Consider the following 25,888-nt stretch of genomic DNA (forward strand, 5'->3'; position numbering starts at 1 on the left):
ACGGTCAGCAGCATGCCCGGACAACGACCTTTCCCCCGCCTGCGCCTGCTCACCGGTGCTGCTCTCGCCGCGACTGTCGGCCTCGCGCCAACCGGAGCCGCTGCACCCCAACCAGTGGCGGCGCAGCCCGAACAGGAGCACCAACACACTAACCGGCTGGCCGACGCGACTGTCACTCTGGTCACGGGGGACCGAGTGACGCTGCACGCGACGACCGACCCGGACCAGGAACCCGAGGTCAGTGTCGTTGATGCCTCCGGCGCACCCTCCCGAGGCTATGCCCTTCTCGAGGACGAGGACGGCGTGCACGTGATCCCCCACTCGGTCACCGCACTCGTCCCCGAGGTGTTGGACCCTGACCTGTTCAATGTCACGCGCCTGGTGGACCTCGGCTATGACGACGCGACCACAGACCGCATCCCACTCCTCGTGCAGCACGAGAGCTCGACTGCGATGTCCACCTCGCTGTCGGCCGCATCTGGACTGGCTGTAGACCTGCGGCTGGACAGCATCAACGCGGTGGCTGGTGACCTGGACAAGGCGAGTTCCGCAGGCTTCCTGAGCGGACTGTCTGGCACTGAGCGAGACACCGTCAACCGCGATATGCCACAGGCACTGACCGATGCGGGAGTGTCGCAAGTCTGGCTGGACGGCACCGTGGAGTCGGCCGCCCTGGACCACTATCTCGAGCAGGTCTCCGCCCCATCCGCCTGGGACCTAGACCTGGACGGCGAGGGCATCACCATCGCCGTGCTCGACAGTGGGGTCGACGCTGACCACCCCGACCTGATCGGCCAGGTCAAAGCGGAGCAGAACTTCACCGACTCCCCCGATGCGACGGACCGCAACGGCCACGGCACACACGTCGCCTCCCTGGCCGCCGGCAGCGGCGCGGGCAATGACGGCCAGAGGCAGGGCACCGCGCCGGGGGCCGCCCTCCTCTCCGGCAAGGTTCTCGGCGACACGGGCGAGGGCCAGGAGTCCTGGGTCATCGCCGGCATGGAGTGGGCCGTGGACGAAGGCGCAGACGTGGTCAACCTGTCTCTATCCGGCACGGCGGACAGCCAGAATCCGGTCGACCAGGCGCTAGAAGCACTCGTTGCCGAGTCGGACACCCTGTTCGTCGCGGCTGCCGGAAACAGCGGCGGTTCCACGGGTGGTTCCTACTCCATCGGCACACCCGGAACGTCCCCGTCGGCGCTGACGGTCGGCGCAGTCACCAGCGAGGACCGGCTGGCGAGCTTCTCCAGCCGAGGCCCAACCTGGGGGACCTATCTGCTCAAGCCCGACCTCGTCGCTCCCGGCGTCGAGCTTCTCGCCGCTCGCGCCGGCGCTCGGGGCGAGGATCTCTACACCCCCAAGTCCGGCACCTCGATGGCCTCCCCCGTGGTCGCCGGAGCCGCTGCACTGCTCCGCCAGCAGCACCCGGACTGGACCGCTCAGCAGGTCAAGGCCCGACTGATGAGCACCAGTGACGGCACCACGTGGTACACGGCTTGGACCTATGGGGCTGGCCGACTTGATCTCGCGGCCGCCACCACCGGACACCTCACCACCAGCCGCCCCTCTCTTGACTTCGGGGTGCTGCAGTGGCCCCACGAGGGCACGGTCCAGGACACGACCGTGATCACCAACACCGGCGCTGGGGAGGTCAGCCTCGATGTGACCGCCTTCCTAGAGGGCGAGCTGACCGCGCCCGCTCCGGAGGGTGCCATCGCGGTCTCCCCCGCATCACTCAGCCTGGGCGCTGGGGAGTCCGCCGAGGTCACCGTGACCCTCGACCGTGACCTGCTGGCGGTCGCCCCCTGGCAGGGCATCCTGTCCCTGGACCCCGCCGACGGCGGACAGGGCCTGCGCATCCCGGTCGGTGCCTACCTAGAGCCGGAGAGCTATGAGCTCGACCTGCAGGTCCTGGACGCCAACGGCGACCCGTGGGATCCCTCGGCTGGGGCCGGTCAGATCGGTGTCGACCCGACCATCCCAATCTTCAACGGCCGCACGGGTGGCTTCATCCGGCTCCACCCGGACGCCAACGGCCACGTCAACCACCGCATCCCAGCCGGCGAGTGGATGGTCCTGGCCCGCGTCTTCACCCCGGGAACATCAGACGACCAGGGCACGGTGACCATCACCGGCTCCGCCGCGCTCACGGTCGAGGAGGACACGGCATACGTCCTGGATGCCCGGAATGGACAACCCCTTGAGCCCGCTTCCGTGACCGGCCATCCCACGGTGCCCGAGCTCGGTGTGCCCTTCATCTACAGCCGGCGAGGCGACGGCCGGGGCTACGCCGAAATCGTCTACCACGACCCGCAGGCCGTGCTGGACGGGCGCATCCGCTACACCCCGACCTCCGCCGTCGAGCACGGCACTTTCGAGGCCATCACCCGGTGGTGGCTCACGCCCACCGCCCCGGTCACCGGCCAGGGAGCGGACGCCTATGACGTGCTCGCCAGCCGGCCCACCCTCGATGCGGGCCTCACGCCGACCCTCACGAAGCAAGACCTGGGCGACCGACCGAGGGTCGACCAGACCTTCCACCCCGTCGGATCGGACGGGTCGTATGCCGTGGCCGCCATCACCGGGATGGGCCAGATCGGCGCGCGGTTCGGCTTCGAGGCCGAGGTGGCCACGCCCGGCGAGCGGGAGGTCCTGCTCGCGCTGCCCGAGGACCATGTCTGGATCGAGTGCTTGCGCCCAGCAGCCAACGACTTCCGGCAGTTGTGCTCCGACGATCTGCACCCAAGCACTGGACAGACCTGGGACCACGCGTTCGCGCCGACCCTGCACCCGGTGCTCGGTGCAGCCTGGCACAGCGCGGACTCGATCTACCTGTCCACCGGCTTCAGCGATGGCCTGCACCGCGGTCCACTCGGCCTCAGCACCGTGCTGGACTCCCGACTCGAGCTGCAGGACACCGACGGCACCACGCTGGGGGTCGCCGAGGGCACCTACGCCTACTTCCGCGATCAGGACCAGCCGGGACGATTCCGTCTGGTGCAGGACCTTGACCTGGTCCCTGGGGAGGTCTCCGCCCTCACCCACGCCCAGACCACCTGGGAGTTTGCGTCCCGCCCGCCGGAAGACGGGGAGGGACACTCGACGGTCCCGACGCTGCTCGACATCGACTACGGCTTCGACCTGGAGCCGGAGGGCACGGTGGGCATCCGGCCGGTGGCGATGGATCTGCGGGTCACGCCCTCCACGGGGACGGCCTCGGCCGAGCGGATCACCCGAATCGAGCTGGCCGCGTCCTCCGACGACGGGGACACCTGGCACGAGCTGCGGACCCGGCGCACCGACGACACCAGCTTCCATTCGCTCGTCACCCCCAGGGTGCTGCGCGGGGCCGAGCACCTGTCCTTCCGCGTCACGGCCGTTGACGCGGTGGGCCACCAGATCGAGCAGACCACGATCCGGCTGCTGACTGTCGACTGAGTCTGGTCAGGGGCGAGGGACCTCGGCAGGCTCGGCGTGGAGTGCTGCCATCTCGGCCTCCATGACGGTCTCCTCGTCCGCGTCCAGGCGCGCGTGGGCCAGCAGGCTGTGCAGCGCCCGGATCGCGGCCACCAACCGCTCACCCCAGGTCGACAGATAGCTGAACTGCCACCACCACAGGGCCTCCTGGTGGCGGCCGGCCTCCCAGTGGTGCAGGCCGTGGGTCAGGTCGGAGGCCACCTGGGTCAGGTCGTCGGAGATCAGGCCGTGCACGACCTCGCCCGAGACCACGGGGTCCTCGACCTCGACGTAGTCATCCACCCCAGCGAGCAGGTCGTGCAGCCCGTGACGCACCCCCTCGATGTTGGCCTCGGGACCTGTGTCAGCCTCGAACTGCTCGTGCGGCACCACGTCAACCATGGCACCCAGCCGTGCTCCGGTGGCCTGCAACTGGGTCGTGGCGAGCAGCAGCAGGGGCAGGGCTGTGTCGGGCCTGCCGCCGGAGGCCAGCTCCTGCAGTGCGACCAGGAAGGTCCCTGCCTCGCGGGCAGTCTCTGCGGCAAGCCCAGTCAGCTCGCGATCGATCGACTCACTCATGACGCTCTCCCCTTGATGCGCTCTCAGCGGGTCATGCTTCGATCAGCCTACGCCCTTCGAAGGCCCTGCCCAGGGTGACCTCATCGGCATACTCCAGGTCGCCGCCGACCGGCAGGCCCGAGGCCAACCGACTGACGCGCAGACCCAGGGTGCCCAGCATGCGCGCGAGATAGGTCGCGGTCGCCTCGCCCTCCAGGTTGGGGTCGGTCGCGATGATCACCTCGGTCACCGTGCTGCTCGCCAGCCGCGTCATGAGCTCGCGGATGCGCAGGTCGTTCGGGCCGATGCCGTCGATCGGGCTGATCGCGCCGCCCAGCACGTGATAGAGCCCGCGGAACTCGCGGGTGCGCTCGATCGCCACGACATCCTTGGGCTCCTCGACCACACAGATCAGGCTCTGGTCGCGGCGCGGGTCGGCGCAGATCCGGCAGCGCTCGGCCTCCGCGACGTTGCCGCACAGCTCGCAGAAGCGCACCTTGTCCTTCACCTCGGTCAGCGCCGCGACGAGTCGGGTGACGTCGTCGGGGTCCGCCGCCAGCAGGTGAAAGGCGATGCGTTGCGCGCTCTTTGGCCCGATGCCGGGAAGCCGGCCGAGCTCATCGATCAGGTCTTGGACCACACCTTCATACACAGTGACCTGACTCTAGGCGCTGCGGCTGACAATCCAGGCAGGCGCACCCGTCCTGCCCGCCCCGTCACCTCCTCCTCGCGCCCTCCACACGTCACCTCCCACCGCCGCGGAACCGGATCTTGCGGAACCACCCCCGCGCGGAACCACCTCCCAAGGAGCACTGAGAGCACCTCCGCGTTCTGACAGCGCGTCGCGACAGGCTCCAAGAACCGTTGTGCGCTGTCAGTGCGCGGGGAGCAACCCGTGTCTGCCGCACCCCTCAGGTCAGTATGCCGAGCAACTCACCAGCGGTGTTGGTCACCGCATCGGGGCCGGCGGCGCGCAACTCATCGGCGGTCCCGGCTCCCCAGGTGACCCCGACCGCCCGCATCCCGGCAGCCTGGGCTGCACGGATGTCGACCACCGCGTCCCCGACATAGGCGCAGGCAGACGGGTCGACCGAGAGCGCCTCCGCCGCGTGCAGCAACGGATCAGGATGGGGCTTGTGCAGCTCGGTGGCCTCCAGCCCGATCAGGACAGCGAAGTCGTGACGCAGACCGACGGCCTCCAGGCCGCGCCGGACCGTGTGCTCCCCCTTGGAGGACACGACACCCACCCGCGAGCCGCTGGCCACGAGGGCGTCGAGCAACTCGGGGACACCGTCAACGGCGCGGATGAGTTCGTCGTGGTGGGTGAGGTTCCAGGTGCGATAGGTCTCGACCAGGTGCTCTGCGTGATCGGGATAGCGCTCACCGAAGGTGTCCACCAGGGTGCGGCCGATCCACGACCGCGCCTCGGTCTCGCTGACCTGCTCACCCAGCACGTCGCGCACGGTGTGCTGGAAGGAGGCCACGATCAGCGGGATGGTGTCGGCCAGGGTGCCGTCAAAGTCGAACAGGACCACGGGGTGCCTGGGCTCTCGACCTGCAGGACCTGGGGACACGCGGCTCGCGTCACTTGGGGACACGCGGCTCGCGTCGGTCGAGCGACGCGTCTCGGTCATGCCGGGAGCTCGGGCTTGCGCTCGTTGTATCGGCCGGCGGGCTCCTGGCCCGACATCGCCTGGATCGCCGTCATGATCTCGTCGGTGGCCTCGCGCCGGGCCCGCCCCGCGGGCACGTCGTCAAAGCGACCCGTGAAGTCGATGGGAGCGCCAAACTCGACCCGGAACTTGACCCGCTTGGGCAACGGCGACCCGACGGGCTGCAACTGGTCCGTGCCGGTGAGCGCGACCGGCACCACAGGGCACCCAGCCGTCAGCGCCAGCCAGGCCACGCCCGTGCGCCCACGATAGAGCAGACCATCGCGCGAGCGGGTGCCCTCGGGATAGATCCCGAACGCGCCATCACCTCGCAGGTGCTCCAGCGCCAGGTCGAGTGAGTTCTGCGCAGCACGGGGATCATCCCGATTGACCGGGATGCTGCCGATGGCGGTGAAGAAGCTGCGATTGATCAGGCCCTTGACGCCGGTGCCCGTCCAGTAGTCGTCCTTGGCGAGGAAGGCGACCTGCCGCGGCGCGGTCAGCGGGATGACGACACTGTCAGCGAACGACAGGTGGTTGCTGGCCAGGATGACCGGACCCTCCGCGGGCACATTGTCGGCACCGACGACGTCAGGACGCCAGATGGCCAGCACGGTCGGCCGAACGACGACACGTAGTGCGCGATAGAGCATCAGGCCTCCAGCAGTCCAGCCGACTTGGTCAGTGAGTCGGGTCGTCGTCGACGGAGATCACGGTACCGCCGAGGACGCTCTCGATCACCGGCAGGCCGACAGCACCGGAGCTCTCCAGGTCCTCGTCGTCCTCGCGGGGCACGTCGCCCCCGGGCCGGCGCACCGGCTCCGGGGCCGGCTCGGGGGCCGGTGGCACCGGGTTGGGGGCCGTTCGCGAGGGCTCGGGAGACGTGGGCGCGGGCGCAGGTGCCTCGACGGGCGCCTCGGTCACCCACGCCGGGGGTGCCTCACGCGCGGACTCGGCCCACTCCTGGGCCGGGGGCGCTCCTGCGGATGCTGCACGGGATGGAGCGGACGACGCCACACCAGCGACGCCGAGCTGCTCCGCGGCACTGGGCTCCCGCGGCGAGGCCGCCTGCGGGCCAGGCCCGGAGGGTGCCCCCGGACCTGCCTGCACAGGAGCGGGGTCGTTTCCACGGGAAGGCCCTCCCGGGGTTGGCCCACTCCCCTGCCCGCCGCCGTAGTTGCCCCCGCCAGACGCTGGGGACCCGCCCCCGGGACCGCCACCGCCCTGCGGCGACGCCGTCCCCTCCACGCGGGCATCGAGCCCGATCGCGTCAATCAGCCCCTGGCGGACGACCTCGGCGTGCACGCCCTGGTTGAACGTCGTGGCCAGGCCCGCGCTGCTCAACCCCAGCAGCACCCGGCGACCGTCATAGTCCAGGACCGTGCTGTTGACCGAGACCAGGGTCCAGGTGACCCGGCGGATCTCCTTGACCTTGTCGAGGATCTCGGGCCACGAACGGCGCACCGCCTCGGTGTCCAACGAACCGGGAGCGCTGCCAGGAGCAGGAGTCTCCTCGGGCTGCGGTGGCTCGACCGGCGCCTGGGTCTGCGTCACCGGCACGGCGGGCTGCTCCGGCACAGCAGGCGCGGGCGGGCTGAACTCGGCGGGGGGCTGCGGCTCCTCGACGGGAGGCTGGACCTGCTCGACCGCAGTCTCCGGACGAGGCTCTGACTGTGGCTGAGGCTGCTGCTGTGGCTGCGGCTGCGGCTCAGGCCTGGACGGCATCTCGGGCCTGGACTGCGGCTCGGGCTGCTGCGCCTGGGGCTCCGGCTCGGGCGGGCGCGCGGGAGCCTGCGGCGCAGTTGCACGGGAAGGCTGCTGGGCCGGTGCCCCACCCGGCCCCGCGGCGAGGCGACGCTCGATGCGGTCCAGGCGTGCGGCATACCCGTCCTCGCCTGCCGCCGCCGGCAGGAGGAGGCGGGCACAGATCAACTCCAGGTGCAGGCGATAGGAGACCGCGCCGGTCATCTCCGACAGCCCCCGGGAGACGACATCGGCACAACGGGTCAGGGTGCTCGGGCCATACAGCGAGGCCTGCTGGCGCAGTCGCTCGACCTGGTCCTCGGGCATCCCGCGCAACAGGCCACCGGCCCGCTCGCCGACGGCGGCCACGACGATCAGGTCGCGGTAACGCTCCAGCAGGTCCTCGACGAAGCGGCGCGGGTCGTGCCCGGACTCCATGACCCGATCGACCTGCCGGAAGACCGCGGCAGCATCCTGCGCACCGACGGCGTCGACGACCGAGTCGAGCAGCTCGACGTCGGTGAAGCCGAGCAGCGCCGCAGCACCGTCATAGGTCAGCCCGCGGTCGTCCGCCCCGGAGATCAGCTGGTCGAGGACCGACAGCGAGTCACGCACCGAGCCGCCACCGGCCCGGGTCACAAAGGACAACACACCGGGCTCGAGCTGGACACCCTCGGCCGCGCAGAGCTCCTCCAGATAGCCGGTGAGCCGTTGTGGCGGGACCAGGTGGAAGGGATAGTGGTGGGTGCGCGAGCGGATCGTGGAGAGCACCTTGTCGGGCTCGGTCGTGGCGAAGATGAACTTCACGTGCTCCGGCGGCTCCTCGACCACCTTGAGCAGCGCATTGAAGCCGTGCGAGGTCACCATGTGCGCCTCGTCGATGATGTAGACCTTGTAACGCGACTGGGCCGGGCCGAAGGCCGCCCGCTCCCGCAGGTCTCGGGCGTCGTCGACGCCGCCATGGCTGGCCGCGTCGATCTCGATCACGTCCACCGACCCGGGACCGCCGCGCGCCAGGGCCACGCAGGACTCGCACTCACCGCACGGCTCGGGGGTCGGCCCCTGCTCGCAGTTGAGGCAGCGCGCCAGGATGCGCGCGCTGGTGGTCTTGCCACAGCCGCGTGGCCCGCTGAACAGATACGCGTGGTTGACCCGACCAGACCGCAGCGCCTGCATCAGCGGATCGGTGACGTGCTCCTGCCCGATGACGTCGGCGAAGGTCTCCGGTCGATAGCGGCGATACAGGGCGGTGCTCACACAGCGACCCTAACCGCCGAGACCGTCATCGCCCGACGCTCACCCACAGGGCTCTCCACTGGGCTCACCACTGGGCCCTCCACAGGCTCACCCGACCTGCAGCACCGTCATCCGGTGCGCGGCCCGCGTGAGCACGACATAGAGCACCCGGGGGCCACCCGGGGACTCCGCGATGATCGCCTCGGGGTCCACGACCACGGTCGCATCCCACTCCAGGCCCTTGGAGGACAGCGGGTCGATCAACACCACGCGTCCGTCATGGCGCCCGGTCACCTCGCCCAGGTCGGACCACCAGCGCTGCGGGGCGATGACCGCGATCGAGCCGGCGACCTCGTCGGCGAGGCGCTCCAGCGCCTCACCGGTGGCCGCCGCGACGGCGGCACCGTCGGCCGGCACCGCAACCTCCACCGGCTCAACCCCGGTGTCGCGCACAGCATCCGGGATGTCCGCGTCGGGGACGTACTGACGGATCAACACCTCGGCATACTCAAAGATCTCGCGGGCGTTGCGGTAGTTGGTGGTCATGTGGAAGGAGCGGCGCACCGAGCTGCCGAACGCCTCCTCGCGGGCAGCCAGCGACTCCTCCATGTCGGGCCAGGAGCTCTGTGCCGCGTCACCGACCACGGTCCAGGAGGCCCAGCGGCCGCGGCGGCCCAGCATCCGCCACTGCATCGGCGAGAGGTCCTGCGCCTCGTCGACCAGCACGTGGGCGTATTCGTCGGCCCCGGTCACCCGCCCGGACAGCAGGCGTTGGCGGGGGTCGGTGGAGATGCGCTGTCCGGAGCCGTCCCCGGACGGGGCCGAGGCGATCGGCTCGTCGCGGTCCAGCCCCACGCGCAGGGCAGAGGTGCCGTATTGCGAGGCGTCCTCCAGCTCCTCGATCTCATAGAAGCCGCGTTCCTCGGAGGGCAGGTCCACCATCTGACCCAGCCGGGCGGCCAGGTCGTCGACGAGGGCCACGTCGGCCACGCTCCAGGTGCCCGCCTCCAGGGCGGTCTGCAGTGAAGACGCGAGTATGCCGGCGCTCGCCTCCCCGATCAGGTCACCGGCGAGCCGGCGGGCTGTGTCAGGGTCGGCCAGCCAGAGCAGCACCTCGCGGGAGTCGACCGGGCGCCACCACTGGCGGGCGAACGCCTCGACGTCTGTCGAGTCCTCGAACTTGTCCAGGAACTCGTCCTTCTCACCCTCGTGCACCTGCGCCCAGGCAGCCTCGGCGAGCTCCCGGAGCGCGGCGTCGAAGGAGCTGTTGCGGTGGTGATGGCGCAACACCGACCGGCGCACGCGTGCCAGGGCAGGCGCCTCCAGCCGGATCGCCTGGCCGGCAACGAAGACGCGCAGGAGGTCTGGTGCGTCCGGGATCGGTTCGCGCGCAAGACGACTCAGCACCTGACGGATGGCGAGACTGCCCTTGATCGCGGCGGCCTCCGGCGGATCGTTGCGGGTTGCCGTGATGCCGCCGACCAGGTCACCGACCGAGCGCAGCACGACCGAGTCCTCGCCCAGTCCGGGCAGCACCCGCTCGATATAGGCGGTGTACGCCGCGGACGGGCCCACCACCAGAACTCCGCCGGACTCGAAACGGCGACGATCGGCATACAGCAGGTAGGCCGCGCGGTGCAGGGCGACCACGGTCTTGCCGGTCCCCGGGCCACCGGTGATCTCGGTGACGCCACGGGCAGCGGCGCGGATCGCCTCGTCCTGGTGCTGCTGGATGGTGGCGACGATGTCGCGCATCCGCTGGCCACGCGAGCGGGTCAGGGCCGCGATCAGGGCACCGTCACCCACCACGACCAGGTCGTCGGGCGCCTCGGTGACCATCAGGTCGTCCTCGATGCCGATGACCAGCTCTCCCTGACAGCGCAGCACGCGGCGCCTCAGGACACCCTGGGGGTCAACCGGCGTGGCGCGATAGAAGGGGGCGGCAGCTGGCGCGCGCCAGTCGATCACCAGCGGCTCGTAGTCGTCGTCGCGCACGCCGAGGCGGCCGACATAACGCACCTCGCGGTCCGGCTCCTGCCCCTGCTGCTGGCCCCCGTGATCGAGGTCGAGCCGGCCGAAGACCAGCCCCTCGTGCTGGTGCTGGAGGGAGGCCGTGCGGCGCGAGGCGGAGAAGACCAGGGCGTCACGCTCGAACAGCCCTGCCATCTCCTCCTCGCGGGGGTCGCCGGTGCCGCGCCGGTCGGTCTGACCCCGCGCCATGCCCTCGGCATGCACCAACTGGGCGCGGTCGACCGCCTTGGCGAGCTCGGTGTAGACGCGGTCCACGTGGGCCTGCTCCACGGCGATCTCACGCGCGACATCATCCTCGGTCGCTTCAGTCACCTTCGGTCCATCCCCTCCACCCGACGGCCTGGTCACGGATGCTGCTCCGCCAATGGGTCGGACTAGCCTACCGGTCCCCAGGTGAACAACAGGTGTCCTCGATCGGCCCGCTCTCTCAGATCCAGTCGCGGCGGGCGGCCTGGACTCCGGCCTGGAACCTGGTGCCCGCGCTGAGGGTCTGCATGATGGCAGCGACCCGACGCTCCACCGTGCGCTTGGAGACCCCCACGCTCCTGGCAATCTGCTGGTCCGTGGCCCCGGCGGCGAGCAGGCTCAGGATGCGGCGATCGCGCGCCTCGAGCGGTGCCTCGTCGGACTCGCCGGACACCCGTGCCAGCGTCGGTGCCATCGGTGTGGACAGCTCAAAGGCCACGTCGAACAGTGCGCCAACCGCGGCGACCGCCGCCCGACGCCGTACGACGAACGAGCCGTCAGCCCGGGGGTCGTGCCGGGACAGATCGACCAGGGCGGACTTGTCATCCACCACCAGCCCGCCAAACGGCAGGCCGTCCCCCACCAGGATCCGCTGACCGGAGTTGGCCATCGCCTCGAGTCGCGGGAGCACTCCCTCGTGATTGAACAGGGCGACGTCCACCACCATGCTCATGGCCGACGGCGGCACCGAGGGTTGGACGACCGCTGAGGGGTCCTCCTCCTGCAGCAGCCTCCTGGAGGCGGGCGAGTCGTCCATGAAATAGCGCAGCCGCTCCTGAGCCGTGGCGGACAGGGAGTGGGCCGCCAGCACGACCTGCTCGACCGAGCGCAACATCTCCACCCCCACGAAGGCGGGCTCATCCGGTGTGGTCCGGGCCTGCCGCCAAAGCGCCCCGAGCTCGGACGCCGTGTTGCGGGTGGAGCGCGCCCGGGCCTCGAGGGACGCGGCCAGCCGCGGCATCGCCGTCTCGGGCGGCAGGATGTCCCACACCCCCGGGCCGATGGGCGTGATGAGCTGACGGCCAACCAGGAAGGCCGCCGCGCGGTCCACGTCCTCCGGATGCAGCCCCGAGTCGACGAGGGCCTCCCGGGTCGGGCGACCGATCCGCAGCATCGTCAGATAGAGCGAGGAGAGATAGTCCTCGAACTGCGGATCGGCCAGATCGTCCAGTCTGGGCATGCGGAGCCTCCCTGCGTTGTCGGCGCCGCCGTGGCTCGCTCACCATCATGTCGGATCACCGCCATTGACTATAAACCGCCACATCTGGGCGTGACATCTGTCAGCGGTCGTGTCATTGTGGTGCAACCGGCCTAGCCGGAGTGGGGACCGTGTGAGTCGACTGTTATCCCCCCGAGACAGTCCGACCCCGCCCCACCGCGTGGCCCACCTGGGAGAAGACCCCCCCTGCCTCCCAGGTGGGCCACGCCCCTGTCTCCCCCCAATTTTGGTAGAGGTTTCGTACGCCCCAGAACACCTTTTGTCAGGATCTCGTACGTCACTCGTGGCCGGGGCTCGTTGGCCGCAGAGAGCAGCCGCGCCGGTTCGCCGCGCCGGTCGAGGCTCAGCCGGGCCCGTAGTGGCCGGAGGTCCGAGTTCTGCCTGGGGCGCCCCTGGCTTAGTGTCGTCCCGTGAGGGTTCTCGTCATTGGCTCCGGCGCGCGCGAGCACGCCATCGTCCGCGCGCTGGCCGCCGACCCGACCGTCGACGCCGTGCTCGCCGCCCCCGGCAACCCCGGGATCAACCTGGTGGCCCAGTGCCTCCCCGACTGCGGACCGGTCACCGATCCGGCCGCCATGTCCAAGCTCGCCGAGGACGTGGGCGCTGACCTCGTCATCGTCGGGCCGGAGGCCCCGCTCGTGGCCGGTGTCGCCGACGCCGTTCGCGCTCGTGGCATCGCCTGTTTCGGCCCGTCCGCAGCAGCGGCCGCCCTCGAGGGGAGCAAGGCCTTCGCCAAGGAGGTCATGGCCGCCGCTGGTGTGCCGACGGCTCTGGCGCACGTCTGCACGTCCGAGGACGAGGTCGTGGCAGCCCTGCAGGCCACCGGCTCTCCGTTTGTCGTCAAGGACGACGGCCTGGCGGCCGGCAAGGGCGTGGTCGTCACCGATGACCACGACGAGGCACTGGCCCACGGCCTCGCCTGCCTGGCCAAGGACGATGGGCGAGTCGTCATCGAGGAGTTCCTCGACGGTCCGGAGATCTCGCTGTTCTGCATCAGCGACGGCACCGAGGTCCGCGCCCTGGCACCGGCCCAGGACTTCAAGCGCATCGGCGATCTGGACACCGGCCCCAACACCGGCGGGATGGGCGCCTACAGTCCCCTCCCCTGGGCGCCCGATGGGCTGGTCGAGGAGGTCCTGGAGCGCATCGCCCAACCCACCATCGACGAGATGCGCCGACGCGGCACGCCGTTCGCGGGCGTGTTGTATGTCGGTCTGGCGCTGACCTCGCGCGGCCTGCGCGTCGTCGAGTTCAACGCACGCTTCGGTGACCCCGAGACCCAGGTCGTCCTGGCCCGACTGCGCACGCCCCTGGCCCAACTGCTGGACGCTGCCGCGCACGGACGACTCGCCGAGTTGCCGGAGCTGTCCTGGCACGACCTGGCAGCCGTCACCGTGGTGCTCGCCTGCGAGGGCTATCCCCAGACCCCGGTGGTTGGCGCCGCCATCTCCGGGCTCGAGGAGTGTGGAGCCCTGGAGCACGTGCAGGTGCTGCACGCCGGCACCGCCGACACCCCGGAGGGCGTTGTCGCCTCGGGCGGGCGCGTCCTGTCCGTCGTCGGGACCGGCCCCGATCTGACGACCGCCCGCGAGCATGCCTATGCGGGTGTCGCCGCGATCGATCTGGTCGGCGGACAGCACCGCACCGACATCGCCCAGCGCGCCGCGGAGGGGACGGTCCTGACGTGAGGCGAGCGAAACCTCTACGAAATGGCGTGGGGAGCGTACGAAACCTCTACGAAGTTGCGGGGGAAGCGTACGAAACCTCTACGAAAATGCGGGGGGACCGTACGAAACCTCTACGAAAAAGGGTGAGGCCGTGAACGAGCCAGAGACCACAGCCGGGCTGCCCGGCGAGCTCCCCGGGTTCATGCCGGTCTATTCCGGCAAGGTCCGCGAGCTGTTCGCCCCCATCTCGCCCGAGACCGGGCTGGTCGATGAGTCCCGGCTGCTGCTGGTCGCGTCCGACCGGATCTCCGCCTTCGACCACGTCATCGACAGCCCCATCCCGGACAAGGGCGCGGTCCTGACCCAGCTCTCGCTCTGGTGGTTCGACCAGTTGGCCGACCTGATCCCCAACCACGTCCTGGACACCGGCGTCCCCGAGCGGGTCGCTGGCCGGGCCATCACCGTGCGCCGGTTGCGCATGCTGCCGGTGGAGTGCATTGCCCGCGCCTACCTGACCGGCGGCGGCCTGAACGAATACCGCGCGAGCGGCACGGTCAGCGGCGTCACCCTGCCGCAGGGTCTCGAGGACGGGTCGCGACTGCCCGAGCCGATCTTCACCCCGAGCACCAAGGCCCCGGCCGGCGAGCACGACGAGCCGATGTCTTTCGAGGACGTCGAGGATGAGCTGGGCCCCGCCCTGGCGAGCCGGGTGCGGGACCTGACCCTCGGCATACTCGAGCGAGGCAACGCGATCGCCGCGGAGCGCGGCATCCTGATCGCCGACACCAAGGTGGAGTATGGCGTTGACCCCGTCTCCCTCGGTGTGGGACCGGATGACGAGATCGACTGGACCACAGTGGATCCCGACGCGATTGAGGTGGTCCTCGCCGACGAGGTGCTGACGCCCGACAGCAGCCGCTTCTGGCGGGCCTCGCAGTGGCAACCGGGCTCGACACAGACCTCCTATGACAAGCAGGTGCTGCGCGACTGGCTGCTCTCGGACGCGAGTGGTTGGGACCGCAACTCCGGGGAGGCTCCCCCACCGCTGCCCGAGGACGTCATTGACCTGACCCGCGCTCGCTACGTCGAGGCCTACGAGGCCCTGACGGGGCAGATCTTCGCCGCCCCCACCCCGCTGTAACGTCCGAGGAGACCCTGCTGATGGCCGCCCACGACTCTGCGTTGACCACCTTCACCGGTGGCTCCGCGCTCTCCGACTTTCGGGCCCGCGCCCTGCTCCGTCGACTGCAGGCGGTGGCGCCCCGCGTGACCGGGGTGAGCGCGCACTATGAGCACTGGGTCGCCTCCGAGACCCCGCTCGATGCCCAGCAGACCGAGACCCTCGGGCGGTTGCTCACCTATGGCGACCCGCACGAGCCCGCTGACCACGACGCCGGTGAGCCCGCCCCAGGCCAGGCGACGGTCGTGGTCACCCCACGACTGGGCACCATCTCGCCGTGGGCCAGCAAGGCCACCGACATCGTGCACAACTGTGGGATCGCCATCCACCGGGTCGAGCGGGCCGTGGGTCACACCCTCACCCTCGACGGGCCGGAGCCGCTGACGGAGGACGAGTGGGTCGCCTGTGCGGACCTGCTGCACGACCGGATGACCGAGACGGCGCTGCCGAGTCACGAGGGCGCCGCCGCGCTGTTCGCCGAGCGCGAGGCCGCCCCGATGGAGCTCGTCGACGTGCTCGGCCGGGGACGCGCGGCGCTCGTGGAGGCGGACACCACGTGGGGCCTGGCCCTTGCGACCGACGAGATCGACTATCTCGTTGACGCCTTCACCCAGATCGGGCGCAACCCCACCGACGTCGAGCTCACGATGTTTGCCCAGGCCAACTCCGAGCACTGCCGCCACAAGATCTTCAACGCCGACTTCATCATCGACGGGCAGCCGCAGGAGCACACCCTGTTTGGCATGATCCGGCACACCGAGCAGGTTGCCGGGCAAGGCACGGTCGTGGCCTACAAGGACAACGCCTCGGTCATGGAGGGCGGCCCCATCACCCGCTGGCTGCCGACCGGTGACCTCGACTCGGCCCGCCGCTACTCGGCATACGAGGACGAGGTCCACGTGCTGATGAAGGTGGAGACCCACAACCACCCCACCGCGATCTCGCCGTTCGCGGGCGCCGCCACCGGCGCCGGGGGCGAGATCCGCGACGAGGGCGCGACCGGGCGGGGTTCGGCACCCAAGGCCGGGCTGAGCGGCTTCGTTGTGTCCAACCTGCACCTGCCGGGCACGAACGAGCCGTGGGAGGCCGACCTCTACGGCGCACCCGACCACCTCGCCTCGCCCCTGGACATCATGTTGGAGGGCCCGATCGGCGCGGCCGCCTTCAACAACGAGTTCGGGCGCCCCGCCCTCGGAGGCTTCTTCCGCGTCTATGAGCAGACCGTCGACGGGGTGCGCCGCGGCTATCACAAGCCGATCATGAGCGCCGGCGGTCTCGGCTCGATCAGCGCCTCCCAGACCGAGAAGATCCGCTTCGAGCCCGGCACACTGCTCGTGCAGATCGGCGGACCCGGCATGCGCATCGGCATGGGCGGCGGGGCGGCCAGCTCGATGGCCTCCGGTGTCAACGCCGCCGAGCTCGACTTCGACTCCGTCCAGCGCGGCAACCCCGAGATGGAGCGTCGCGCGCAGGAGGTCATCAACCACTGTGCCTCGCTCGGGGCCGACAACCCGGTCCTCGCGATCCACGACGTGGGCGCTGGCGGCCTGAGCAACGCCTTCCCCGAGCTCGTCGACGACGCCGGCCTGGGCGCCCGTTTCGACCTGTCCGCGGTGCCGCTGGAGGAGTCCGGCCTGGCTCCCAAGGAGATCTGGTCCAACGAGAGCCAGGAGCGCTATGTCCTGGCCATCGCCCCCGACTCACTCACCGAGTTTGCGACGCTCTGCGAGCGCGAGAGGTGCCCGTATGCCGTGGTGGGGGTTGCGCAGGCCGACCCCCAGTTGGTCCTGGGTGACCCGGGGACCGCTGAGGCAGAGGCGCCGGATGCTGGAGTGAAGGCCGTCGCCGCGCAGGCCGTCGACATGCCGATGGAGGTCCTGCTGGGCAAGCCTCCGAAGATGACCCGCGACGCGCGGCGCGTGCACCGCTCCGCGCCCGACCTGGACCGCGCCGGACTGGAGGGGTCCGCAGTGCGCGACTCGGCATACGCCGTCCTGCGGCACCCGAGCGTGGCCTCCAAGCGCTTCCTGATCACCATCGGTGACCGGACGGTCGGTGGGCTGAGCCACCGCGACCAGCTGGTCGGCCCCTGGCAGGTGCCGGTCGCCGACGTCGCCGTCACCCTGTCCGACCTGGTCGGGACGGCCGGTCAGGCGATGGCCAGCGGCGAGCGCACCCCGCTCGCCGCGGTGGACGGCCCGGCCTCGGGACGGATGGCGGTCGGTGAGGCGCTGACCAACCTGCTCGCCGCGCCCGTGACGCTCAGCGGCGTGAAGCTGTCCTGCAACTGGATGGCCGCCGCCGGCGAGGACGGCGAGGACGCTGCCCTCTATGACACGGTCCACGCGGTGGCCATGGGGCTCTGCCCCGCGCTGGGCATCTCCGTGCCGGTCGGCAAGGACTCCCTGTCAATGCGGACGACCTGGACTGCGGATGGTGTTGCGCGGCAGGTGATCTCGCCGGTTTCTCTGGTCGTCACCGCGTTCGCTGCCCTGCCCGACGTGGCCGGGACGCTCACCCCGCAGTTGCCCGCCGACTCGGCTCTGCTGCTGGTCGACCTGGGCGAGGGCCGCAACCGACTCGGCGGCTCAATGCTGGCGCAGGTGCGCGGCGAGTTTGGCGGCACGGTGCCCGACCTCGATGACCCGGCCCGCCTGCTCGCCCTGGCCGACGCGCTCACTGCACTGCGCGCGCAGGGCCTGCTCTCGGCATACCACGACCGCTCCGACGGTGGCCTGTGGGCGACCCTGTGCGAGATGGCCTTTGCCGGGGCCGTGGGCCTCGACGTCACGCTGCCCGGTGAGGATGGCGTGGCCGCGCTGTTCACGGAGGAGCTGGGGGTCGTGCTGGGGGTGCCCGCTGAGTCGGTGGAGCAGGCCCGGCAGGTGCTCGCCGACCACGGGCTGGGCGACCTGACCCACCACGTCGGCGGGGCCACGACCGAGCGTCGGGTGCGCGTCCGCGGTGGTGGCGTGGAGATCGACGAGTCGCTGCGGGACCTGGCGCAGGCCTGGGACGAGGCCTCCTGGCGGATCAGCGCGTTGCGCGACAACCCGGAGTGCGCCGACCAGGAGCACGCGGCCTTCGGCAGCGACGACGACCCTGGCCTGCACCTGGAGACGACCTTCGATGCGACCGAGGACATCACCGCGCCCTATCTCAACCTGGGTGCGCGGCCCGCCGTCGCGATCCTGCGCGAGCAGGGGGTCAACAGTCACCTGGAGACGGCCTTCGCCTTCGATCGTGCCGGGTTCGACACCTTCGACGTCCACATGACCGATCTGCAGAGTGGGCGCTTCGACCTGGCCGATGCTGTCGGGCTCGTGGCGTGCGGTGGCTTCTCCTACGGCGACACGCTCGGAGCCGGTGAGGGCTGGGCACGCTCGGTGCTGTTCAACGAGGCGCTGACCGAGTCGTTCGGGTCCTTCTTTGCCCGGTCGGACACTTTTGCCCTGGGCATCTGCAACGGCTGCCAGATGTTCGCTGCCCTGGCTGGGCTCATCCCCGGCGCTGACGCGTGGCCGCGGTTCACCCGCAACGCCAGCGAGCAGTATGAGGCCCGGCTCAGCCTCGTCGAGGTCCTGGACAGCCCGTCGATCTTCTTCGCCGGCATGGCAGGCTCGCGGATCCCGATCGCTGTTGCTCACGGCGAGGGCCGGGCCAACTTCTCGGCCCATGGTGATGAGGCCACTGTCCTGGCTGCGGCGCGCTATGTCGACAACCACGGCCGGCCCACCGAGGCCTACCCCGCCAACCCGAACGGCTCAGCCGGCGGTCTGACCGCCGTGACCACCCCGGACGGCCGGTTCACCGCGATGATGCCGCACCCCGAGCGGGTGCAGCGCAACGCGCAGATGTCGTGGACCCCCGGCCCGCTGCACGAGGAGAGCCCCTGGCTGCGGATGTTCCGCAACGCCCGCGTCTGGGTGGACTGAGGCCCCCCGCCCCGAACCCTTCCCCGACCGAGCGCACGAGATCACGGTTCACAGCTCGACCGAGCGCGCGAGATCCGGGCCCACAGCTCGACCGAGCGCGTCGCCGCCTGAGGTCGCGACCTACTGGGCACCCTCGGCAGCCCACCGGTCGAGCGCCTCCTGCACCTCGGCGTCGGTCTGGGACACTGCGGTGCCCACTATCCACTGATGCCCGAACGGGTCGCGGATCCGCCCCTGCCGGGAGCCATAGGGTTGATCCGCCACCGGGAAGACCACCTCGGCTCCGCGCTCGACGGCTGACTGCACGACCTTGTCTGGGTCGTCGCAGAGCACGTCGATGATCACGCCGGTGCCACCCGCATCCGGGCTGGGGTCGACATCGTCGGGGTCCTTGACCTGCAGGACATCCCCGCTGGGCAGCGTCAACTCGGCGAAGACCACGACCTCGCCCATGGTGTATCGGCTCCCCGGTTGGGCTCCAAGCACTTCCTGATAGAACGCGATGGCGCGGTCAGCACCGTCGACAACAAGCTTGGGTCGCACACGCAGTTGGCTCATGTCCTCCACGCTAACCATTAGCCGTCCACACCAACAGGCAAAGTCGCGGCGGGCTGAGCATCAGTGCAGGTCAGCGAGGCACCCGTGGCGGGAGAGTGTCACATTGCCGGTCGGTGTGCACGGTCACGGGGGGCTTCAACACGAGGGTGCGGACGCGGCCTGGTCAGACCGGCGGTGGGTGGCGGCCCACCCTGGGGATGACCCGGCACCGACCAGGTCGCGACCGCAGACCGATCCGTTCTCGAGTCGAGTTGGCCAGGCTGGAGTCATGGATATCAACCAGCTGTTCAGTGACCTCGCGATCCTCGCCGGGATCCTCCTGATGACCGTGCTCGCGGTGGGTCCGTTGTGGCTGACCCACGACGACAGGGCGCCTCGTCGCGGCCACGCCCACGTGCGTGCCGGACGTCGAGCGTCCGGCACCGCTGGCACCATCAGGAGGTGAGCGCCACCCCGTGCGCTCGGTAGGCCCCAGGAGCACAACACCACGCGCCCGGTCGGCCCCAGGAGCACAACACCACGCGCCCGGTCGGCCCCAGGAGCACCACACCACGCGCCCGGTCGGCCCCAGGAGCACCACACCACGCGCCCGGTCGGCTCCAGGAGCACCACACCACGCGCTCGGTCGGCTCCAGGAGCACCACACGGCGCGCTCGGTCGTTATTGGGCGGTCCAGCCACCGTCCATCGCGTGTGAGGTGCCGGTCACCATGCCGGCGTCGTCGGACATCAGAAAGGCAGCGAGCGCGGCAACCTCGTCCGGCTCGCACATCCGCTTGATCGCCGAGCGGGTCAACATGATCTTCTCGATGACCTCCTCCTCGGGCACTCCGTGCGTCGCGGCCTGGTCAGCAATCTGCTTCTCCACCAACGGGGTCCGAACATAGCCGGGGTTGATGCAGTTGGACGTGACGCCCCTGCGCGCCCCCTCCAGGGCCGTCACCTTGGACAGCCCCTCCAGCCCGTGCTTGGCGGAGACATAGGCCACCTTGAAGGCTGAGGCGCGCAGCCCGTGGGCCGAGGAGATGTTGATGATGCGCCCCCAGCCGCGGTCATACATGTGCGGCAGGGCGGCCCGCACGAGCAGGAAGGGCGCCTCGAGCATCAGCCGGTGGATGAGCCGGAAGTCCTCTGGGGCGAACTCCTCGATCGGTGCGACGCGCTGGATGCCGGCGTTGTTGACCAACACGTCGCACTCCAGACTCAGCTCGACCAACGCCTCAGTGTCCGACAGGTCCGCATGCCAGGCCTCGCCACCGATCTCGGCAGCGACCCGGTCAGCACCGACCTTGTCGTAGTCAGCCACGATGACCCGGTGGCCGTCCCGGGCGCTGCGGCGGGCGATCGCCTCACCGATCCCGCTGGCGCCACCGGTGACCAACACCGTCCGCACTGTCATCCGCTCGCTCCTCGTCATCACCGGCTTGTTTCGGACGCGGCACACCTGGGCGCACGATCCGTCACGCCGCATCCTCCGTGGGCCGGCCGCATCACGTCCATGTGCGTGCGGACCATGTGTTGCCTGAGATTTATGTTGTGACACCACATGGGACCCGACCATTTCGGACCCTAGGTTGTGGAGCCATGAACGCCGCAGAGCACGACACCACCGCCGCGCCGGGGCCCGCCACGGGACCCACCGTGGCCCTCTCGGCCCAGGGCCTCACCAAGGACTTCCGGGGTTTCCGTGCCGTCAACAACGTGACCCTCGACGTCGTCGAGGGTCAGATCCACGCCCTGGTCGGCCCCAACGGCGCTGGCAAGACGACCCTGTTCAACCTGCTGACCGGCTATCTCAAGCCAACCGCGGGCACGATCACGGTCCACGGCAAGGACATCACCGGCAAGGAGCCCGAGCAGATCGCGCACGAGGGCGTGGCCCGGTCCTTCCAGATCACCAGCCTGTTCGACAACCTGACGCCCCGTGAGCACGTCGAGCTGGGGCTGCAGGGCATGGCCGGCGGCGGCCTGAACTTCTGGCGCTCGGACAAGAGGCTGCTGCAGTTCCGCGAGCGCGCCGACGAGTTGATCCGCGAGGTCGGTCTCTCCGCACTGGCCGACCGGCCGGCTGGCGAGCTGGCCTACGGGCAAAAGCGCGCCCTGGAGATGGCACTGGTCATCTCGCTGGACCCGCAGGTGCTGCTGCTGGACGAGCCCACCGCTGGCATGGGCCGTGAGGACGTCGACCGCACGATCGAGCTCGTCAAACACATCTCGACCGGCCGCACCGTCGTCTTCGTCGACCACAACATGCACGTCGTCGGCAGCCTGGCCCACCACGTGAGCGTGCTGATGGCCGGCGAGGTGCTGGCTCAGGGCACCTACGAGCAGGTCCGCTCCGACGAGCGTGTGATCAATGCCTACCTCGGTGAGGAGAGCCATGCTTGAGATCCGCAACCTCCAGGCCTTCTATGGCGAGGCCCAGGCCCTCCACGGGATCGACCTGAGCGTCGGCGAGGGCGAGGTGGTCACGCTGGTGGGCCGCAACGGTGCTGGCAAGACCACCCTGCTGCGCACCATCATCGGGCTGCACCGCGGCGTGAAGGGCAGCATCACCCTCAACGGCACCGAGATCACCGGCGTCGCGACGCACAAGCGGGCGCGGCTGGGGCTGGGCTGGGTGCAGGACGACCGCGGGATCTACGCCTCCCTCAACGTGGAGGAGAACCTCACCCTCCCGATGGTGACCCACCCGGACTCGGCGTGGAGCTTGCAGGAGGTCTACGACGCCTTCCCGGTGCTGGCCGACCGGCGGCGCGCGCCCGGGACCACGCTCTCCGGCGGTGAGCAGCAGATGCTTGCCCTCGCCCGCGTCCTGCGCACCGGCGCCCGGTTGCTGCTGCTCGACGAGCCCAGCGAGGGCCTGGCCCCCGTGATCGTCCAGCAGATCCGCGACATCCTGCTGCGCGTCAAGGAGGCGGGCACCACGGTGCTGCTGGTCGAGCAGAACGTGAAGTTCGCCTCGACCGTGGCCGACCGCCACTACGTCCTCGCCGAGGGGTCGGTGGCCACCAACCTCGACAACACCGAGTTCAAGGAACGCCAGGACGAGCTCCTCACCTACCTCGGCATGTAGGACTCACCCAGCCATTCGGCATACCCCTGCCTGGCCCCCACGACACACACCAGCCCAGGAACCACCTCAAAGGAGAGAACACCCATGACCAGCAAACTTCTCGCAGCGACCGCGGTCGTCTCAGCAAGCGCCCTGATCCTGTCGGCCTGCGGCAACGCCGGCCCCGGCGGCGGCGAAGAGGGCGAGCTCACCGACGGCAAGGTTGTCCTCGCCGTCCTCAACGACCAGAGTGGCGTCTACAAGGACCTGTCCGGCCCCAACTCGGTCAAGGCCGTGGAGATGGCCGTGGCGGACTACCAGGAGAAGTACGGTGACGACGCGGTCGCCACCGAGATCGAGGTCACCACCGCGGACCACCAGAACAAGCCGGACGTGGCCAACACCAAGGCGCAGGAGCTCTACGACCGGGAGAACGCCGACATCATCCTGGACGTGCCGACCTCCTCGGCCGCCCTGGCCGTCGCCACCCAGGCCGCTGCCAAGAAGAAGCTCTACGTCAACATCGGTGCCGGCACGACCGAGCTGACCAACGACAGCTGCAACAGCTACACCTTCCACTGGGCCTACGACACCTACCAACTGGCCAACGTCACCGGCAAGACCGTCACCGAGAACGGCGGCACGGACTGGCAAATCATCTACCCCGACTACGCCTTCGGCCAGGACATGGACAAGTCCTTCACCGCGGCCATCGAGGAGGCTGGCGGCACCATCGGCGAACACATCGCCACGCCCTTCCCGAATGACAACTTCAGCACCTTCCTGACCAAGGCCGCCACCGCGGAGCCGAACGTGATCGGCGCCATGCAGGCCGGTGGTGACCTGATCAACCTGGTCAAGCAGTTCAACGAGGGCGGCTATGCCGACCAGGGCATCCAGCTGGCCGTGGGCCTGATGTTCATCACCGACATCCACTCCCTCGGTGTCGAGGCGTTCTCCGGCGTCAACTTCGCCGAGGCCTGGTACTGGAACGCCGACGACGAGAACCGCGCCTGGGCCGACCGCTTCCTGGAGGAGACCGACACCCGCCCGAGCTTCGCGCACGCCGCGAACTACTCCGCGGCGCTGCAGTATCTCGAGGCCGTGCAGGAGGAGGGCACCGACGACGCCGACACCATCGTGGGCAACTTCGAGGGCAAGGAGATCAACGACGTCTTCCTCAAGAACGGCACGATCCGCGCCGAGGACCACCGCGTCATCCACGACGTCTACCTCGCCAAGGTCAAGGCCCCCGAGGACGTCGAGGAGGACTGGGACTACGAGGAGATCGTCAGCACCATCCCGGCAGAGGACGCCTTCATGCCCCTCGAGGAATCCACCTGCGACCTCGGCTGACCTGACACGCCGCACCGCCGCACCGGGCCGGGTGCCCTCCCCGTTGAACGGGCACCCGGCCCAACCGCCTGAAGGAGAGGCATGAACGCATTCCTGCTCTACACGGTCCAGGGCCTGGCCGCTGGGAGTTTCTATGCCCTGGCAGCGCTGGGGCTGGCCATCATCTTCGGCGTCCTGGGCGTCGTGAACTTCGCGCACGGCGCCTGCTACATGCTGGGCGCGATCGTGGCTGCGGTCCTCCAGGACCTGATCGGCCTGTCCTTCTGGCCCGCGCTGATCGTCGTGCCGATCCTGCTGTTCCTGTTCGGTGTGATCATCGAGCGGCTCTTCGTCAGCCGCCTGACCGAGCTCGATCCGCTCTACAACTTCCTGCTGACCTTCGGGTTGTCGCTGCTGCTGGTGGACCTGATCAAGCGGCAGTATGGCGTGTCCGGCCTGCCCTACACCCGACCAGAGATCCTGTCCGGCCAGCTGAGCCTGGGCAGCATCCACCTGCCGACCTATCAGGTCTTCGTCTTCATCTTCTCGCTGGTGATCTGCGGCCTGGTCTGGCTGCTGATGACCCGCACCCGCATCGGCATGATCGTGCGGGCCTCCACCGAGAAGTCCGACCTGACCCGCGCCCTGGGCGTCAACGTCAAGGCATGGGTCACCCCGGTCTTCGGCTTCGGCATCGCCCTGGCGGGACTGGCCGGAGTGCTGGCAGCACCCTTCCGGGCGATCACCGCCGACATGGGCTCCAGCTTCATCATCATCCTGTTTGCCGTGGTCGTCATCGGCGGCCTCGGCTCGATCGTGGGTGCCGTCGTGGCCGGCTTCCTGGTCGGGCTCGTCGAGGCCTACGGCCAGGCGTATGCACCGCAGCTGTCCCAGATCGTCATCTTCGTCCTCATGGCCCTGGTCATCCTGATCCGACCCGCCGGCCTGTTCGGACGGGAGGAGAACGCGTGAGCACCGCAACCGACACCACCGGGACCGCGGCGGACCAGACAACCCCCTCGCGCCTGAGTCGCCGCTCGCCGGCCCGCTGGGTCCTGCTGGCCGTCGGCCTGGTCCTGGCCCTGTCCCTGCCCTGGTTTGTCTATCCCCCGGTCGCGATGGACATCGCCGCCTGGGCCCTGTTCGCCGTGGCCCTCGACCTGCTGCTCGGGTATGCCGGACTGCTGTCGTTCGGTCACGCCGCCTTCTGGGGTGGGTCGGCCTATGTGGCGGGTCTGGTGGCGCTCCACACGGGCGTCCCGTTCCCCATCGCGGTGCTCGCCGGGGCGATCTTCGCGATGCTCCTGGCCCTGCCGATCGGCCTGCTGTCGGTCAAGCGCAGCGGCATCTACTTCGCGATGGTCACGCTGGCCTTCGCACAGATGCTGTTCTTTGTGGTCAACCAGTGGCGCGACCTGACCGGTGGTGAGAACGGCGTGCAGGGTGTCCCCCGCAACTTTTTCGGCATCGAGCTGGTCGAGACCGAGCCGTTCTACTTCTACTACGCCGCCCTGCCGCTGATCCTGGCCGGCATGTGGTTCGCCTGGCGCGTGGTGCACTCGCCGTTCGGCCGGGTGCTGGTCGCCACGCGCGACAACCCCGCCCGGGCCCGCGCCCTGGGCTACGACGTCGAGCGCTATCGGGTCATGGTGTTCGTGATCTCGGCGGGGCTGGCCGGGCTGGCCGGTGGCCTGTTCGCGATCAGCCACGGCTTCGTCTCGCTGCAGGAGGTCTCCTGGCAGACCTCGGGCAAGGTCGTGCTGATCACCGTCCTCGGCGGCATCGGCACCCTGTGGGGCGCAATCATCGGCGCCGGCGTGATCGTCACGCTGGAGGACCAGCTCGCGTCCTCGGGCTTCGAGGGCATCGGCATCATCACCGGAGCGGTGTTCATCATCGTGGTCATGCTGTTCCGCAGCGGCATCTGGGGCACGGTCACCAACCTGATCGCCCGACGCCGCGGGCTGAAACCGGAGTCCGACGACATCGGTGCCGCCGACAGCGAGCAGGGCCTCTAG

Annotated in this window: 19 protein-coding genes; 10 read left to right on the forward strand and 9 right to left on the reverse strand. The window is 69.7% G+C overall.

Annotated elements, in window-relative coordinates; genetic code table 11:
* Positions 1-12 precede the first annotated feature (12 nt).
* Positions 13-3,438 (forward strand): S8 family serine peptidase, encoded by a 3,426-nt coding sequence (locus tag NF556_RS19025; RefSeq protein ID WP_252592760.1) that lies wholly within the window; start codon positions 13-15, stop codon positions 3,436-3,438.
* Between the two features lie 6 nt (positions 3,439-3,444).
* Here NF556_RS19025 and NF556_RS19030 read toward each other — a convergent pair whose 3' ends face one another.
* The 7 genes from NF556_RS19030 to NF556_RS19060 form a co-directional block, all read right to left on the reverse strand.
* A complete protein-coding gene (locus NF556_RS19030; RefSeq protein WP_252592761.1) occupies positions 3,445-4,035 on the reverse strand; it encodes a DUF5063 domain-containing protein in 591 nt (196 codons plus the stop codon).
* Between the two features lie 31 nt (positions 4,036-4,066).
* Positions 4,067-4,666, reverse strand: coding sequence for a recombination mediator RecR (gene recR, locus NF556_RS19035; RefSeq protein WP_252592762.1), 600 nt, complete (start codon positions 4,664-4,666; stop codon positions 4,067-4,069).
* Between the two features lie 259 nt (positions 4,667-4,925).
* Positions 4,926-5,648 (reverse strand): HAD family hydrolase, encoded by a 723-nt coding sequence (locus NF556_RS19040; protein WP_252592763.1) that lies wholly within the window; start codon positions 5,646-5,648, stop codon positions 4,926-4,928.
* Complete coding sequence (locus NF556_RS19045; RefSeq protein WP_252592764.1) at positions 5,645-6,319, reverse strand: lysophospholipid acyltransferase family protein; 675 nt, start codon at positions 6,317-6,319, stop codon at positions 5,645-5,647. The genes NF556_RS19040 and NF556_RS19045 overlap by 4 nt, the downstream gene beginning before the upstream one ends.
* A 28-nt stretch (positions 6,320-6,347) precedes the next feature.
* Positions 6,348-8,666, reverse strand: coding sequence for a DNA polymerase III subunit gamma and tau (locus NF556_RS19050; protein WP_252592765.1), 2,319 nt, complete (start codon positions 8,664-8,666; stop codon positions 6,348-6,350).
* 87 nt (positions 8,667-8,753) lie between these two features.
* Complete coding sequence (locus tag NF556_RS19055) at positions 8,754-10,988, reverse strand: HelD family protein (protein ID WP_252592766.1); 2,235 nt, start codon at positions 10,986-10,988, stop codon at positions 8,754-8,756.
* A 115-nt stretch (positions 10,989-11,103) separates the two neighbouring features.
* Entirely contained in the window at positions 11,104-12,102 is a 999-nt protein-coding gene (locus NF556_RS19060; protein WP_252592767.1) for a helix-turn-helix transcriptional regulator, read from the reverse strand.
* Positions 12,103-12,551: 449 nt separating this feature from the next.
* Here NF556_RS19060 and purD point away from each other — a divergent pair, with 449 nt between their 5' ends.
* The 3 genes from purD (at position 12,552) to purL (ending at position 18,923) form a co-directional block, all read left to right on the forward strand.
* A complete protein-coding gene (gene purD, locus NF556_RS19065; protein ID WP_252592768.1) occupies positions 12,552-13,829 on the forward strand; it encodes a phosphoribosylamine--glycine ligase in 1,278 nt (425 codons plus the stop codon).
* A gap of 181 nt (positions 13,830-14,010) precedes the next feature.
* A complete protein-coding gene (locus NF556_RS19070) occupies positions 14,011-14,949 on the forward strand; it encodes a phosphoribosylaminoimidazolesuccinocarboxamide synthase (RefSeq protein ID WP_252595868.1) in 939 nt (312 codons plus the stop codon).
* 20 nt (positions 14,950-14,969) lie between these two features.
* Entirely contained in the window at positions 14,970-18,923 is a 3,954-nt protein-coding gene (purL, locus tag NF556_RS19075; RefSeq protein WP_252592769.1) for a phosphoribosylformylglycinamidine synthase, read from the forward strand.
* Between the two features lie 120 nt (positions 18,924-19,043).
* Here purL and NF556_RS19080 read toward each other — a convergent pair whose 3' ends face one another.
* Positions 19,044-19,481, reverse strand: coding sequence for a VOC family protein (locus NF556_RS19080; RefSeq protein WP_252592770.1), 438 nt, complete (start codon positions 19,479-19,481; stop codon positions 19,044-19,046).
* A 268-nt stretch (positions 19,482-19,749) separates the two neighbouring features.
* Here NF556_RS19080 and NF556_RS19085 point away from each other — a divergent pair, with 268 nt between their 5' ends.
* On the forward strand, positions 19,750-19,926 hold the full coding sequence (locus NF556_RS19085) for a hypothetical protein (protein WP_252592771.1): 177 nt from the start codon (positions 19,750-19,752) through the stop codon (positions 19,924-19,926).
* 215 nt (positions 19,927-20,141) lie between these two features.
* Here NF556_RS19085 and NF556_RS19090 read toward each other — a convergent pair whose 3' ends face one another.
* A complete protein-coding gene (locus tag NF556_RS19090; RefSeq protein ID WP_252592772.1) occupies positions 20,142-20,879 on the reverse strand; it encodes a 3-hydroxybutyrate dehydrogenase in 738 nt (245 codons plus the stop codon).
* Between the two features lie 185 nt (positions 20,880-21,064).
* On the opposite strand from NF556_RS19090, the gene NF556_RS19095 reads away from it, so the two are divergent.
* The 5 genes from NF556_RS19095 (at position 21,065) to NF556_RS19115 (ending at position 25,888) form a co-directional block, all read left to right on the forward strand.
* On the forward strand, positions 21,065-21,868 hold the full coding sequence (locus NF556_RS19095) for an ABC transporter ATP-binding protein (protein ID WP_252592773.1): 804 nt from the start codon (positions 21,065-21,067) through the stop codon (positions 21,866-21,868).
* Positions 21,861-22,556, forward strand: a complete 696-nt coding sequence (locus tag NF556_RS19100; protein WP_252592774.1) for an ABC transporter ATP-binding protein — start codon at positions 21,861-21,863, stop codon at positions 22,554-22,556. Before NF556_RS19095 ends, NF556_RS19100 begins: the two co-directional genes overlap by 8 nt.
* Before the next feature lie 84 nt (positions 22,557-22,640).
* Positions 22,641-23,891, forward strand: a complete 1,251-nt coding sequence (locus tag NF556_RS19105; protein ID WP_252592775.1) for an ABC transporter substrate-binding protein — start codon at positions 22,641-22,643, stop codon at positions 23,889-23,891.
* An 81-nt stretch (positions 23,892-23,972) separates the two neighbouring features.
* On the forward strand, positions 23,973-24,842 hold the full coding sequence (locus NF556_RS19110) for a branched-chain amino acid ABC transporter permease (RefSeq protein ID WP_252592776.1): 870 nt from the start codon (positions 23,973-23,975) through the stop codon (positions 24,840-24,842).
* A complete protein-coding gene (locus tag NF556_RS19115; protein ID WP_252592777.1) occupies positions 24,839-25,888 on the forward strand; it encodes a branched-chain amino acid ABC transporter permease in 1,050 nt (349 codons plus the stop codon). The genes NF556_RS19110 and NF556_RS19115 overlap by 4 nt, the downstream gene beginning before the upstream one ends.

The sequence above is a fragment of the Ornithinimicrobium faecis genome (assembly GCF_023923225.1).
In the GTDB taxonomy this organism is placed as follows: domain Bacteria; phylum Actinomycetota; class Actinomycetes; order Actinomycetales; family Dermatophilaceae; genus Ornithinicoccus; species Ornithinicoccus faecis.